Source organism: Actinoplanes sp. NPDC048796 (assembly GCF_040650035.1).
In the GTDB taxonomy this organism is placed as follows: domain Bacteria; phylum Actinomycetota; class Actinomycetes; order Mycobacteriales; family Micromonosporaceae; genus Actinoplanes.
This window is the reverse complement of sequence record NZ_JBEZGO010000006.1, coordinates 238,544-251,371: the sequence shown is the minus strand read 5'-3', so window position 1 is coordinate 251,371 and position 12,828 is coordinate 238,544. Positions and strand designations below refer to the sequence as shown.

At 71.5% G+C, this 12,828-nt stretch carries 17 protein-coding genes; 6 read left to right on the top strand and 11 right to left on the bottom strand.

All coding sequences use genetic code 11. The annotated features are described in order from the left end of the window. Window positions 1-32: 32 nt before the first annotated feature. From AB0C26_RS25630 to AB0C26_RS25605, 6 genes are all read right to left on the bottom strand, one after another. Window positions 33-209, bottom strand: coding sequence for a hypothetical protein (locus tag AB0C26_RS25630; RefSeq protein ID WP_360252335.1), 177 nt, complete (start codon window positions 207-209; stop codon window positions 33-35). Window positions 210-455: 246 nt separating this feature from the next. Continuing rightward, window positions 456-1,616 (bottom strand): bifunctional RNase H/acid phosphatase, encoded by a 1,161-nt coding sequence (locus AB0C26_RS25625; protein WP_360252332.1) that lies wholly within the window; start codon window positions 1,614-1,616, stop codon window positions 456-458. Continuing rightward, entirely contained in the window at window positions 1,613-2,347 is a 735-nt protein-coding gene (locus AB0C26_RS25620; RefSeq protein WP_360252329.1) for a C4-type zinc ribbon domain-containing protein, read from the bottom strand. Before AB0C26_RS25620 ends, AB0C26_RS25625 begins: the two co-directional genes overlap by 4 nt. Then, complete coding sequence (locus AB0C26_RS25615) at window positions 2,344-3,171, bottom strand: Nif3-like dinuclear metal center hexameric protein (protein ID WP_360252327.1); 828 nt, start codon at window positions 3,169-3,171, stop codon at window positions 2,344-2,346. The genes AB0C26_RS25620 and AB0C26_RS25615 overlap by 4 nt, the downstream gene beginning before the upstream one ends. 45 nt (window positions 3,172-3,216) lie before the next feature. Continuing rightward, complete coding sequence (locus AB0C26_RS25610; RefSeq protein ID WP_360252324.1) at window positions 3,217-3,807, bottom strand: flavoprotein; 591 nt, start codon at window positions 3,805-3,807, stop codon at window positions 3,217-3,219. Between the two features lie 13 nt (window positions 3,808-3,820). Beyond that, window positions 3,821-5,053 (bottom strand): helix-turn-helix domain-containing protein, encoded by a 1,233-nt coding sequence (locus AB0C26_RS25605; RefSeq protein WP_360252321.1) that lies wholly within the window; start codon window positions 5,051-5,053, stop codon window positions 3,821-3,823. A 241-nt stretch (window positions 5,054-5,294) separates the two neighbouring features. Here AB0C26_RS25605 and AB0C26_RS25600 point away from each other — a divergent pair, with 241 nt between their 5' ends. Continuing rightward, window positions 5,295-5,984 (top strand): bifunctional DNA primase/polymerase, encoded by a 690-nt coding sequence (locus AB0C26_RS25600; RefSeq protein ID WP_360252319.1) that lies wholly within the window; start codon window positions 5,295-5,297, stop codon window positions 5,982-5,984. Between the two features lie 45 nt (window positions 5,985-6,029). On the opposite strand, the gene AB0C26_RS25595 is transcribed toward AB0C26_RS25600, so the two are convergent. Further along, a complete protein-coding gene (locus AB0C26_RS25595; protein WP_360252318.1) occupies window positions 6,030-6,617 on the bottom strand; it encodes an XRE family transcriptional regulator in 588 nt (195 codons plus the stop codon). A 47-nt stretch (window positions 6,618-6,664) separates the two neighbouring features. Between AB0C26_RS25595 and AB0C26_RS25590 the strand changes: the two genes are divergently transcribed. Then, complete coding sequence (locus AB0C26_RS25590; protein WP_360252316.1) at window positions 6,665-7,480, top strand: NAD(P)/FAD-dependent oxidoreductase; 816 nt, start codon at window positions 6,665-6,667, stop codon at window positions 7,478-7,480. On the opposite strand, the gene AB0C26_RS25585 is transcribed toward AB0C26_RS25590, so the two are convergent. Both AB0C26_RS25585 and AB0C26_RS25580 read right to left on the bottom strand, forming a co-directional pair. Next, window positions 7,443-8,285, bottom strand: coding sequence for a hypothetical protein (locus tag AB0C26_RS25585; RefSeq protein ID WP_360252314.1), 843 nt, complete (start codon window positions 8,283-8,285; stop codon window positions 7,443-7,445). The genes AB0C26_RS25590 and AB0C26_RS25585 overlap by 38 nt on opposite strands. Before the next feature lie 150 nt (window positions 8,286-8,435). After that, entirely contained in the window at window positions 8,436-8,747 is a 312-nt protein-coding gene (locus tag AB0C26_RS25580; RefSeq protein WP_360252312.1) for a barstar family protein, read from the bottom strand. Window positions 8,748-8,810: 63 nt separating this feature from the next. Here AB0C26_RS25580 and AB0C26_RS25575 point away from each other — a divergent pair, with 63 nt between their 5' ends. Genes AB0C26_RS25575 through AB0C26_RS25560 form a run of 4 tightly spaced genes read left to right on the top strand, consistent with a single transcriptional unit; the run spans window position 8,811 to window position 11,370 of the window. Then, on the top strand, window positions 8,811-9,320 hold the full coding sequence (locus AB0C26_RS25575; RefSeq protein WP_360252310.1) for a DUF402 domain-containing protein: 510 nt from the start codon (window positions 8,811-8,813) through the stop codon (window positions 9,318-9,320). Between the two features lie 10 nt (window positions 9,321-9,330). After that, window positions 9,331-9,945 carry a pyridoxamine 5'-phosphate oxidase family protein gene (locus tag AB0C26_RS25570; RefSeq protein WP_360252308.1) on the top strand — a complete coding sequence of 205 codons (615 nt, stop codon included), beginning with the start codon at window positions 9,331-9,333 and terminating at the stop codon, window positions 9,943-9,945. Then, a complete protein-coding gene (locus AB0C26_RS25565; RefSeq protein ID WP_360252305.1) occupies window positions 9,942-10,571 on the top strand; it encodes a maleylpyruvate isomerase family mycothiol-dependent enzyme in 630 nt (209 codons plus the stop codon). Before AB0C26_RS25570 ends, AB0C26_RS25565 begins: the two co-directional genes overlap by 4 nt. Window positions 10,572-10,611: 40 nt before the next feature. Beyond that, entirely contained in the window at window positions 10,612-11,370 is a 759-nt protein-coding gene (locus tag AB0C26_RS25560) for a hypothetical protein (RefSeq protein ID WP_360252304.1), read from the top strand. Between the two features lie 114 nt (window positions 11,371-11,484). Here the strand turns inward: AB0C26_RS25560 and AB0C26_RS25555 are convergent, their stop codons facing one another. Together AB0C26_RS25555 and AB0C26_RS25550 are read right to left on the bottom strand one after the other, a co-directional pair. After that, the gene (locus tag AB0C26_RS25555) at window positions 11,485-12,423 is read right to left on the bottom strand and encodes a zinc metalloprotease (RefSeq protein WP_360252302.1); all 939 of its coding nucleotides are present in this window, start codon (window positions 12,421-12,423) and stop codon (window positions 11,485-11,487) included. Between the two features lie 20 nt (window positions 12,424-12,443). After that, on the bottom strand, window positions 12,444-12,752 hold the full coding sequence (locus tag AB0C26_RS25550) for a hypothetical protein (RefSeq protein WP_360252300.1): 309 nt from the start codon (window positions 12,750-12,752) through the stop codon (window positions 12,444-12,446). Window positions 12,753-12,828: the final 76 nt, after the last annotated feature.

The window sequence follows — 12,828 nt, the reverse complement described above, 5'->3', positions numbered from 1 at the left end:
CCCCAGTTCCGGACGAAACCCTTCCTGAACAACTACCGTGGATCAGCCGTGTCCCACGCGTAGCGAAAAACGCCGGCCTTGAGTCCCCACCGATCGATCAGCGCCGAGAGCGCGGCTTCGCCTTCCACTTCTTCTTCCCGTACGCGGTGGGCGCCGACGTCGTAGTCCCAGCCCTCGAGCATGTCGGCCGCGTAGTCCCAGTGCGCCACCCGAAATCGCCGCTCACGGTCAGCCCGCGTCCACCCCTCCCGCCGGGCGACCAGGTCCGCCTCAGCGGCCAGGGGATGACGGTGACGAATGCCCGCCGCCCCGGCCCCGACCCCGGTACCTCCGCGGCAAGCCGCCTTCCGAGCCGCAGCGCGGTCAACTTGTCGATCGGCCAGGCGCTCATCGGTGCAGCGTCCGCACCATGAGCGCCAGTCCCGGGCGACGCCGCCACGTCACGCCGGGAGGCGTCAGCGGAGGTGGGCCGTCTCGTTGACCGAGCGGACCGCGATGTTGCCGTCGGGCCAGATGTCCATGGTGGAGACGCCGGCGGCGTCGAGGAACAGGCGGTGGAGGAAGGCGTCCGAGGCGGCCAGGGCGTCGCGCAGGATCAGTTTGATCGGGGTGACGTGGGAGACCAGGACGACCACGCCGCCGGGGTACGAGTCGAGGACGGTCTGGAGGGCTCCCCGTACCCGCTTGGCCACCGCCTGGAAGGACTCGCCTCCGGGTGGGGCCACGCTCGTCTTCTCCAGCCACGCGGCCATCTCGGCCGGCCAGCGCTCGTTGACCTCGGCGAAGGTCAGGCCCTCCCAGTCGCCGAAGTCGCACTCGATCAGGTCGGGGACCACCGTCACGGGGACGCCGCCCACCTCGGCCGCGATGAGTTCGGCCGTACGCACGCAGCGGCTCAGCGGTGAGCTGACGATGGCCGTGACGTCGCGGGAGATGCCGGCCACCCGGCCGCCGGCGGCCATGGCCTGGGCCTCGCCCTCGTCGGAGAGGGGCACGTCGCCCCGGCCGGAGTAGCGACCCTGCTTGGTCAGGGCCGTCTCGCCGTGGCGGACCAGGATGAGCCGGGTCGCGTTGTCCAGCGACGGCGGCGCCCACGAGCGAGGACCCGGCGCGCCGGAAAAGGGAGAAGAATCGGAAATGTCCGGCTCGACGACGGGCGCGGTGGGGGCGACCAGATCCTCGGCCAGGACCTCGCGGACCGGCTTGCCGGCGGCCTCGTCCATGGCCCGGTTGGCCAGGGCGTCGGCCGCCTTGTTGCGCTCGCGCGGGATCCACTCGAAGGTCACCCGGTCGAACTCGGTGACCAGGGCCGCCGCGGCGGCGGCCAGGGGGCGCAGGCCCGCGTTCTTGATCTGCCAGCGGCCGGACATCTGCTCGACCACCAGTTTCGAGTCCATCCGGACGTCGACCTCGGTGGCGTTCAGCTCGCGGGCCGCCTTCAGCCCCTCGATCAGGCCCGTGTACTCGGCCACGTTGTTCGTGGTCACGCCCAGCGCGCCGTACCGCTCGACCAGCACCTCGCCCGTCGGGTGGGCGCGGACCACCGAGCCGTACCCGGCCGGGCCGGGGTTGCCCCGGGAGCCGCCGTCGGCCTCGATCGCGACGCGCAGGCTCACAGGCCGGACTCCTTGGTGCGGACCATGATGCGGCGGCACTCCTCGCAGCGGACGACCTCGTCGGGCGCCGCCGCCTTGACCCGGGCCAGGTCGGCGCCGTACAGCTCGATGCGGCAGCCGCCGCAGCGGCCCGACTGGAACAGGGCCGCGCCGAGACCCGAGTCGAGGCGGATCTTGTCGTAGAGGGTGACCAGGTCGGCCGGCAGGTCGGCGGCGAGCGGGGCCCGCGACGACTGCTTGAACTCCTGCTCCTTGGTGATGTCGGCCAGCGTCTCGTCGCGGCGGGCCTCGGCCTCGGAGCGGCGGGCCAGGGCGGCGTCGAGACGTTCGCGGACCGCCGTCAGCGCGGACTCGGCCGACTCCTTCTGCTCCATCAGCTCGAGCTCGGCGTCCTCGAGCTCGGACTGGCGCCGGTTGAGGGTGGCCAGTTCGTGCTGAAGGCCCTCGATCTCCTTGAGGGCGCCGCCGGCGTCGAGCCTCTTCTGGTCGCGCTCCTTGCGGATGCGTACCTGCTCGATGTCTTTCTCGAAGCGGCTGATGTCGCGCTCGAGGTCGTCCACGGCGACCTGGGCGCGGACCCGCTCGTCCTCCAGCGCGGAGAGCTCCCGCGACACCGCGTCGATCTCGGCGAGCTCGGGCAGCGTCTTGCGCCGGTGGGCGAGCTGGGCCAGGGCGGTGTCGACGGCCTGCAGGTCGAGCAGGCGGCGCTGGGCATCCGGGGAGGCCTTCACGGCAGGGGCTCCTTCTTTCGGAAAAGGGTCCAGGGGTCGGTGTCCAGGTCGGACACGACGACGTCGAAGCCGAACTCGCCGCGCAGCCACGCCGCGACGTCGTCGAGCCAGGGACGTTCCGTCGCCCAGTGGGCGACGTCGATCAGCGCCGGGCCTTCCCCGGCGACGTGTTCGCTCGCCGGGTGGTGACGAAGATCAGCGCAAAGGTACGCGTCCACGCCGGCCCGCGCGGCGTCGGCCAGGAAGGTGTCACCCGCGCCACCGCAGACGGCCAGGGTCCGTACGACCAATGAAGGATCTCCGGCCGACCGCACGCCCGCCGCCGTCGCCGGAAGCCGTGATGCGACAAATCCCGTTAGTTCCGACAAATCCATCGGGGGGTCCAGCACGCCGATCCGGCCCAGGCCGCGTCCGTCATCACCAGGAACCAACGGTCTGAGATCCCGCAAACCGAGAAGTGAAGCCAGCGCGTCCGAAACACCAGGATTGGCCACGTCGGCGTTCGTGTGCGCGACGTAGAGGGCCACGTCCGACCGGATCAGCCGGTGGATGATGCGGCCCTTGTACGTGTCCGGCGCGAGCGTCGACACCGGCTTGAGCAGCAGCGGATGGTGGGCGACGATCAGATCGGCTCCCACCGAGATCGCCTCTTCCACCGTCTCGGGCACGCAGTCGACGACGCAGAGGACCCGCCGGACCGGGTGGGCGAAGTCGCCCAGCACCATGCCGACCCGGTCCCAGGACTCCGCCCACTCGCGGGGATAACGCCGGTCGAGCGCGTCGATGACGTCCCGGACGGTGGGTATGGCGGCAGTGTCGGTCACGGCCGACAACTCTATCGGGCCGGAGGGGCCGAGGGAGCCGGTAGCTCAGCCCACCGCGCCGGGCTCGGCCCGGCTGCTGCTCATCGTCACCGGATTGCTGACCGCCTGGAGCGCCCGCCGCCACGGGAACTGCCCACGGTAACGATCGGTCTGGCCGGGTCCGCCGAGCCGGCACACGTCCTCGCCGTACAGCACGTGCACGCCCCAGTCACGGAGTTTCGCCAGGCTCTCGTGCAGGGCGGGATGAAGGGCCATGACCTTATTGGTGTACGGAACGACGGCCGTCGGCACGCCATAGCCGTAGCCCTCGACGAGCAGGCCGAGAACGAGCGTGTCGGTGATGCCGACGGCCCACTTGTTGACGGTGTTGACCGTGGCGGGCGCGACGATCATCGCGTCCGCCTCAGGCAGCACGTCCGGGTCGCCGGGACTCTTGTAGTAGGTGCGCACGGGGTGGCCGGTCTGTGCCTGGAGCGCTTCCACGTCGACGAACTTGCGGCCGTCGGGCGTGGTGATCACGCAGACCTCCCAGCCTTCCTGCTGGGCCAGGGTGACCAAGATGCCGACGTCGCGCGCCATGGGAGAACCACAGACCAGGACGTACAGCACGCCGGGTGCGGGGTTGCCGATCGTCACCTGCGGACCGCCCTCATACGCCGACTCCCATCTGCTCGGCCAGCTCCGCGATCGGAGCCGGTGGCGTGCCCCGCGTCCGGCGGAGCACGTCGGAAAGGACCTCGTGGGCGAGCGGACGGCAGCGGATCTCCGACGGGGCGAGCCGGTCGCCCTCCAGGAGCATCTCGCTGGCCTTGTCGATGTTGCCGATCTGGGTGTAGCCGCGCGCGATGTCCAGGAAGTGGTGCGCGCGGCGCTCCGGCAACATGGCGTTGAAGCCGACGATGTCCAGCTTTTCATGGGCCTCGACCGCGGTACGGCCGTCGCCCAGCTCGACCGCCGTGGCGCAGCGGTGCAGCTGCACGTTGGTCGGCCCGAAGCTCGTCCAGTAGTGGTTGAAGTCGCCGCCCAGCTCGAGCGACGCCTGCTCGGCGCCGCAGAGCAGGTCGCGCACGGTCGCGCTGTCGCCGATCCGCGCGGCCGCCATCGCGCCGTTGAGCAGCAACATCCCGTACACCGAAAGCCTCTCGCCCTGCCCTTGCGGACGGTCGAAGCTCGGCGCCAGGCGGTTCGCGATGTTGACGTTGACCTCGAGCGCGGGACGGACCCGGCCGAGCGCCAGCAGCGCGCTGCCCACCCGGTACGACGCCAGCCCGGCCAGGAGCTGGTCGCCGGCCCGCTGGGACACCGCGATCGACCGGTCGGCCGCCAGCCAGGAGAGCTCGTGCTCCCCCACCTTGCGCAGCGCCGACGAGGCGATCTGGTAGACCTGCCCGAGCAGGTGGGCCGCGTCCTTGGCCTCCGTGCCGGTGGCGTAGGCGCTGTCCGCCGCCTGGGCGTCGCGCAGCAGCTTGGGCAGCATCCTGGCCAGGACGCCGTACTTCGCGTGCTGATAGGTGAGCCAGGCGTGGCTGACCGCCTTGCGCATCTCGACCAGCGGCGGCGAGTGGGGCACCGCCTGGAAGAACGCGCTCATCTGGTCGTAACGCTCCAGGGCGGCGCGGATCTCCTCCACTTCGACCTGGTCGATGCAGTTCTGGGTCTCCGGGCGCCGTTCCACGTCCTTGCCCAGCAGCAGCTGGACGTCCACCTGCAGAACGTCGGCGATCTCGTAGACGACGGAGAACTTGTCGAGCCGGCGGACGCCTCGTTCCACCTTGTCGACCCAGCTCTTGGACTTGCCCAACCGGTCAGCGAAGACCTGTTGGGACATCTTGCGCCGGCCGCGCCAATAGGCGACGCGGCGGCCGATCGGCAGCTCGTCCACGGTGCCTCCCCCGGCTCACCCGGCGACCCCCGCCGGCGAGCCCTTGTGTCATCTGCAGTGTGGACCCCCCACGTGTGCTCATGTCGCACAGCGTGTGTGATCGCCTGCTCACCGATGCTCGTAGTTTTCGTTGCAACTTGCAAAGGGTGGATCTGCCGGAAACAACGATGCGTGTCGCGCTTGGATACGGCAGACGGAGCTGATATGGCGCCGGCCCACCCAGATCGGGGGTTATCGAGCCATGCAGTGGACCGTCAGTCGGCCGTTCGTACCACCGGCGTTGCTCGATCTCGTCGATCGGGGACGCCTGCGGCGGGCCGCTCTGCGGTACGCCGAGCACGGCTGGGCGGTCACCCCCGGCGCCCGCCTCGTCGGGCACCGGTTCACCTGTGGACGCCCCGGATGCCCGATCATGGCCGGCCATCCCGCGCTGGAGTCGTGGGAGGACAGCGCGAGCGCCGACCCGGCCCAGGTGCGGGCGTGGTGGCGGCATCGGCCGCACAGCGTGCTGCTGGCGACCGGGCGGCTGTTCGACGTGCTGGAAGTGCCGGCGGCGCTCGGACTGCGGGTGCTGGGCACGGCGCGGCTGCACACCGGGGTGCTGGGAGTGGAGCGGGCGGACGCTCGCGGCCCGGTCGCGGTGACGGCGGCCGGGCGGTGGATGTTCCTCGTGCGGGCCGGGGTGCCTCTGCGGGCCGAACTGGAGCATCGGCTGGACGTCGTCCGCCACGGGACCGGATCGTGGGTGCCGGCCGCGCCGAGCCGGATGACCGAGGGGCCGGTGCGGTGGGCCGTGCCGCCGGAGCAGGCACAGTGGTGGCTGCCCGACGCCGAGGTCGTGCAGAACCTGCTGGTGGACGCGCTCGGCACGCTCCCCGAGCGGCACGTCACGGTCCCCAGACAACTGTCCACCACCCGTCGCAGCACATGAACACGATGGCTAACCACCCTAGTCCCGTGACGAGGGCGGAGAAAGTCACTCGTGGGGGTGGTTTCGCGATTTGGCACGAACGTGGATCCGGGCGCCCTGCCGATCGAAGATCGTCAGGAACTCGACGGCCTGGCCGTCGGCGCTGCCGAACCAGTGCGGCACCCGGGTGTCGAACTCGGCCGCCTCACCCGGCGGCAGGACGAGGTCGTGCTCGCCGAGGATCAGCCGCAGCCGGCCGCTGAGGATGTAGAGCCATTCGTACCCCTCGTGGGTCTTGGGGTCCGGATCCTGCCGGGCGCCGGCCGGGATGAGGTGCTTGAACGCCTGCGGGCCGCCGGGCTGCCGGGAGAGCGGCACGATCGTCTGGCCGAACGCGCTGATCGGCCGCGCGTAGACCCGGGGATCGCCGGTGGGCGGCGCGCCGACCATCTCGTCGAGGGGCACCCGGTAGGCGCGGGCCAGCGGCAGCAGCAGTTCGAGGGTGGCCTTGCGCTGACCCGACTCGAGGCGCGACAGGGTGCTGACCGAGATGCCGGTGGTCTCGGCGAGCGCGGTCAGCGTGATCCCGGCCTTCCGGCGCAGCTGCCGCAGCCGGGGGCCGACCTCCTTGAGGACGTCGTCGTTTGCCGTCATGGCAAAGATGTTTCCGCATTTCGGCATGGTGGGGCCACCATCGGGCCATGACTTACGACGTGATTGTTATCGGCGGCGGGCCGGCCGGCCTGAGCGGCGCGGTGGCCCTGGGACGGGCGTTGCGCTCGGTACTGGTGATCGACTCGGGCGAGCCGCGGAACGCGCCGGCCGACGGCATCCACAACTTCCTGACCCGCGACGGGATGACCCCGGCCGAGTTCCACGCGGCGGGCCGGGCCGAGGTCCGCAAATACGGCGGCGAGGTGATCGAGGGGTCGGTGACCTCGGTCCGGCCGGGCTTCGAGGTTCGCCTCGCCGACGGCGCGACCTTCCGGGCGAAGCGGCTGCTGATCACCACCGGGCTCGCCGACCGGCTGCCCGACATTCCGGGCCTGGCCGAGCGCTGGGGCTCGATGGTCTTGCACTGCCCTTACTGCCACGGCTACGAAGTCCGTGGTCAGGCCATCGGCGTGTTCGGCGACGCGGAGAAGGTACGCCTCTGGCAGCAGTGGAGCAAGGACGTCGTCCCGCTGGCTGTGGACGACGTGGCCGCTGTGGAGGACGGTGGCGTCCGGCTCAAGGACGGTAGCTTCGTGGCACGTGACTACCTGGTCGTGACGACCCGGATGGAGGCGCGAGGTGGATTCCTGGAAGAGCTCGGGCTCGAGCCCGTGGAGCACCCCATGGGCATCGGCACCTACGTTCCCGCGATCGACCCCTCGGGGCGCACCGCGGTTCCCGGAGTCTGGGTAGCGGGCAACGTGGCCGACCCGATGGCCCAGGTGATCTCCGCGGCCGCGGCCGGGCTGACCGCGGGCGCGATGATCAATTTCGACCTGCTGCCAGCTCTCGATACGCCGTGATCACGGCGTCCGTGCGGTCGGCGAGCTCCGAGTGGTCCGCCGGGGCGGCCGGGGCGAGACCGGCCAGCGCCAGCTCGGCGTGCCGGGCGGTCTCGCCGATGTGCCGCTCGCGCAGCAGCGACTCCTGGGCCAGGGCGGTCCGGTCGAGGCCGCGCAGGATCCGGTTGACCTGCCGGCCGGCCTCGCGCCACAGCCGCTCGGCCTGGTCGCGCTGCTCGGACAGGGCGGACAGGGCGGGGCTGCCCGCGGGGACGTCCCGATCGGGTACGGCGGCGAGCCCGGCCCGCAGGCGGCGCAGCTCCTGACGGCGTACGAGAAGCGTGGCCAGGTCGTCGAGGGCAGCGGTCAGCGAGTGGTCGGCCGTCTCGTCGACCATGCCCGGCAGGGCCGGCCAGGCCCGGCGGACGCGGCGCGCCACCCGGACGGCCCGCTGGAAGACGGCCCGCTCCTCGGCGGCCAGCAACACCCGGGCCCCCGGGTCGTGGGGCAGCTCGAATTCGGTCTCGGCGGCGGCGCGGGCCTGGCGGCGCCAGACGGTGGCGAGGGTCGCGGCCGAGGCGACGGCGGGCAGCAACCACGGCGCGCCGGCCGCGGCGGCCAGCGCGGTCAGGAAGGCCAGCGGGAGGCTCAGGCGGCAGGCGAACGCGGTGCGCTCCTCGCGGGTGGCCCCGCTCGGCGCCACCGGCAGCATCTCCGTCACCGATCCGGCGCGGTGCCGGGCGACCCGGCCCGTGCGGACCTTGAGAGGGTGCGCGCTGACGACGATCTTGGTGGCGTCGATGCCGACGTAGAGCTCGCGGTCCATCGACGCTCCTTCTGCTCGAGTTGTCCGGGCGGGCCCGATCGCCAGGGGGAAACCGGTCGGGGCCCGCCCGCCGGTGGGTTCTCCCCGCCGGCACCCTCAGCAATCGGTGGCGAGGGTGGCGGCATGAGAAAGCGCTCGGGTGCGAGTCGGTTATTCGAACAGGCGGAAGATGAAGCGCTCGTCCCAGGGCTTGCGCTCGTCGGCCACCTCGATCGCCTGAAAGACCGTCAGGTACGCCCGGAAGGCGGCGCCGCCCAGCGCCAGCCGGATGGCGTCGGCGTGGATCCAGGTGAGCTCGAGCGGGCGCGGATCGCCGGCGGTCAGCCGGTCCCGGAGGGCGGCCAGATCACGTCCGTAGAAGGGTCCGTAGCCGAACGCTCCGGCCAGGCGCGTCTGCAGATCCGCCTCGTCGAGCACGAACCTGCCGTCGATGACGACCTTCACGGCCTTGAAACGAATCACGCGGCGTGCCGGAGCGGGACGGCCGGGCATGTCCCCCGATGGGGATCGATGTAGCCTCGCCGGGTGGATGCGGTCGATCTGGTGCTGCGCAAGTTCGACGGGCGACCGCATCGGCAGGTGACCGGGCGGCTGCTCGGCGAGGACGAGTTCGGCACGTGGCTGTCCACCCCCCGCGGCACCGTCGTCACTTACCACTACGGCCGCCGCCCGACCGGCGTGACCAGGGTCGACGCGGTCCGGCTGATCCCGGCCGAGGCCTGGTGGATGGCGATGTTCCTGGCCGCGCCGGACAGGCGCGAGCTCTACTGCGACATCATCACGCCGGCCCGCTGGACCGGCCCCGCCGAGATCACCGTGATCGACCTCGACATCGACCTGGTTCGCTACCGCCGGGGCCGGCGGGTCGAGGTGGAGGACGAGGACGAGTTCGAGCAGCACCGCCACGAGCTGGGCTACCCGCCGGAGATCGTGGCGGGCGCGCGGGCCGGCGCGGCCGCCCTGCACGAGGCCCTGGTGCTCGACCGGGAGCCGTTCGCGTCCCACTACCGTAAATGGCTTGGGGCGTCTTCCTAGAGTGGTCGGCATGCAGCGGATCACGACGCACGACGAGCTTCGCGAGATCATCGGAACGCCGATCCCCCGGGTGGCGGCCAAGGTGCGGCGTGCGCTGCACGACCTCGACCGCGACTGGCTCGCGGCGTCACCGTTCTGCCTGGTGGCCACATCGGACTCCGACGGCAACCTGGACGTGTCCCCCAAGGGCGATCCGCCCGGCTTCACCCTCGTGCTCGATCCGACGACGATCGCCATCCCCGAGCGGTCCGGCAACCGGCGCGCCGACGGATTCCACAACATCGTCGACAACCCGCACGTCGGGCTCATCTACATGATCCCCGGCCGGGGCGACACCTTGAGGATCAACGGGCGGGCTTGCCTCGTACGCGATGACGACCTCTTCGACCGCATGGTGGTGCACCGGCATCGTCCCGAGATGGCGCTGCTCGTGGAGATCGAAGAGGTCTTCTACCACTGCTCGAAGGCGTTCCTGCGCTCCCGTCTGTGGGAGCCGGCCTCGTGGTCGCCGTCGGACGCGCCGTCCCGTCCCGTGATCGCCAAGACGATCGAGCAGCCGCAGGCGTCGATGGCGGCGCTGGAGGAGTACTACGGGCCCGCGTACGCCGCGAAGCTGTACGAATGATGCCGGTCCGCCAGGCGATAGCGCAGGAAAGACGCCGCACGGCCGACCTGCTCGAGTCGCTGACCCCGTCCCAGCTGGCGGTGCGCAGCCTCTGCGGCGACTGGACGGTCCGCGAGGTGGCGGCCCACCTGCTGGCCGCGGTGGAGGCGCCACGCGGGGCGACCGTGTCGGCGATGGTGCGCTCCGGTTTCCGGCTGCACCGGGCCAACGCGCTGCTGGCCCAGTCGCTCGGCCGGCTGCCGGTCGAGGAGATCGCCGAGGGCCTGCGCCGCAACGCCGAGAACGACTTCAAACCGCCCCTGGTCGGCTACCCCGGCCAGCTCACCGACCTGCTGGTGCACGGACAGGACATCCGGCGCCCCCTGGGCCTGCCGCACCGCCTGCCGCTGGACTCGCTGCGGATCGCCCTGGACTTCCTGACCACCGGCCGCCCGGTCGGCTTCACCCGCAAGTCCTGGCTCGCCGGCCTGCTCTTCGCGGCGTCCGACCTGGACTGGACCTTCGGCGCCGGTCACCTGGTGGCCGGTCCGGCCGAGGCCCTGATGATGGCGATGACCGGCCGGCGGACCGTCCTGGGCGAGCTGGACGGCCCCGGCGTACAGGTCCTGGCGTCCCGCCTGGAGTGATCACCCGAAACTGTCAGGGGGTGGGTCTAACTTCGCGGCCATGAATGACACCGCGTTCCGAACCGCACCGATCACCCTCGACCGCCGCCTCGTCCTGGGCGACACCGAGTACCAGGTCACCTCGTTCCCCGCCGAGCACGATCGCCTCGACCTCTGCATCGTCAGCAGCGACACCGACGGCAACGTGGTGAGCGAGCTCAGCGCCGGCATAGCCTCGTCCGACCTGCCCGGCCTGACCGACGTGCTCACCTCCACCCTGGCCGGCCTGCTGGCCATGACCCGGCCCTCACCCTCGGCCCGCGACGCCCCACCGCCCGAGCGCCGCCACCCCAACCAGGGCACCCGCTGGACCCCGGACGACGACGACCGCCTCCTGACCCGCTACCGCGAGGGCGCCCGCCCCCGCGACCTGATGTCCGAGTTCGGCCGCAGCAACGGCGGCATCCGCGCCCGCCTGGAACACCTGGGCGAGCTCTCCCCCGGCGCCCGCTGGCACTCCCCGGCCCCCACCCCAGCCGCCCCAGCCACACCGGCCACCCAAGCCGCCCCAGCCACACCGGCTGCCCCGGTCACCCCAGCCACACCGGCCACCCAAGCCGCCCCAGCCACACCGGCTGCCCCGGTCACCCCAGCCACACCGGCCGTCCAGGCCGCCCCGGTCACCCCGGCCGCCGCGGCGGCCCTGGTCAACCCGGCCGCCCCGGCGACCGCCCGGAGCGCGCCGCCTGCCGTGCCCACCGCCACGGCCGTTTCCGACGCGCCGCTCGGCGGCCCGGCTGAGGGCGAGACCGCCATGTGACGGGTGAAGGCCGGGCGCGCCGTTGCGCCCGGCCCTCCCCTTCGCGGCAGCCACTGTCGAGCCCGGCCGCCGTGCCGAGTGCGGCGGCCGGTCGACGTGCGGCGGCCGGGGTCGTCACGTCGTGGGCGGGGTGGCCTTCAGGCTCTGGCGGGGGCCGGCCAGGCAGGCGTCGATGCGCTCGAGTTGCCCCTTGGTGAACATGAACATGGCGGCGTCGTCGACGTAGTCCATGTAGTTCATGAACATGTCCCCGTTGGGGCCGTTGCCGCAGGTGATGCGCGGGAACTTGGGCCGGCCGACGTTCTGGTCGGACTGGTTGGGTGTGTCGGCCACCAGGTCGGTGCCGCCGCAGCCGGTGCCGTCGTCGCCGCCGATGTGGAACAGGTTGAGCCAGTGGCCGATCTCGTGGGTGGCGGTGCGGCCCATCTCGAACGGCGCCCGGGCCGTACCGGTCTTGCCGAAGCCGGTGTGGGTGATCACGACGCCGTCGGTCTCGGCCGGGCCGCCCGGGAACTGGGCGTACCCGAGCAGGCCGGCGCTGAGCTGGCAGACCCACATGTTGAGGTAGCGGTCGCTCGGCCAGGCGTCCGTGCCACCGGTCGCCGCGAACTTGACCGTGTCGTTGCCGCCGAAGGAGGTGCGCGTCGTCTGCCGGCGGGTCACGCCGTCCGTCGGGTTGCCCTGGGGGTCCACGGTGGCCAGGTGGAACTCGATCTTCAGGTCGGCGACGAGGCCCTGCCAGATCGGCGGTACGTCCTTGACGTCCGGGTTCAGCGCCCGGTAGTCCTCGTTGAGGACGGCGATCTGGCTGTCGATCTGCTCCTTGGAGACGTTCTGCTCCTCGGTGTTGTAGACGACGTGCACCACGACCGGGATGTTCACGACCTCGGTGCGGTCGTCGCGTTTCTCGCCGCTCGCGTAGGCGAAGGCGAGGTTCTCGATGTCGGTCCGGGCCACCCGGTAACTGATGCTCTCGTTCAGCAGCCGTCGGTGGACGTCCTCGGTGGCGCAGCGGCGTCGTTCGGGAGCTTCGATGATCTCGTCGGCGTCCACGGAAACTCATCTCCTGTCGGTCACTTGCGGATCTTCAGCACCTGCCCGTCGTGCGCCGTGATGTGCAGCAGGCGCGACCCCGCGCCGGCACGCACCCGTACCGCGTCCGCCCGCTCCGCCTCCCAGCTCCCCCGGCTCGGCGCCGACCGGTCGGCCGGCCCCGGCCCGTACTCGATGTAGCCGCCACCGGGCCGGAACTCGAGGCTTTCCCGGGGCGCCCGCCGCGGCGGGAACGGAAAATCCGCGGGCCGGTAGACGGCCTCGTCGTCGGTGTCCTCCTCATCGGAGTGATACCAACGCTGAAAAAGATCAGGAGACAGATCTGACATATGACCGCCCGTCGATCGAGGAGATGCCTCCAGGCTTCGGCGCACGATGGCTTGATGCCGTACGAACGCCAGACTC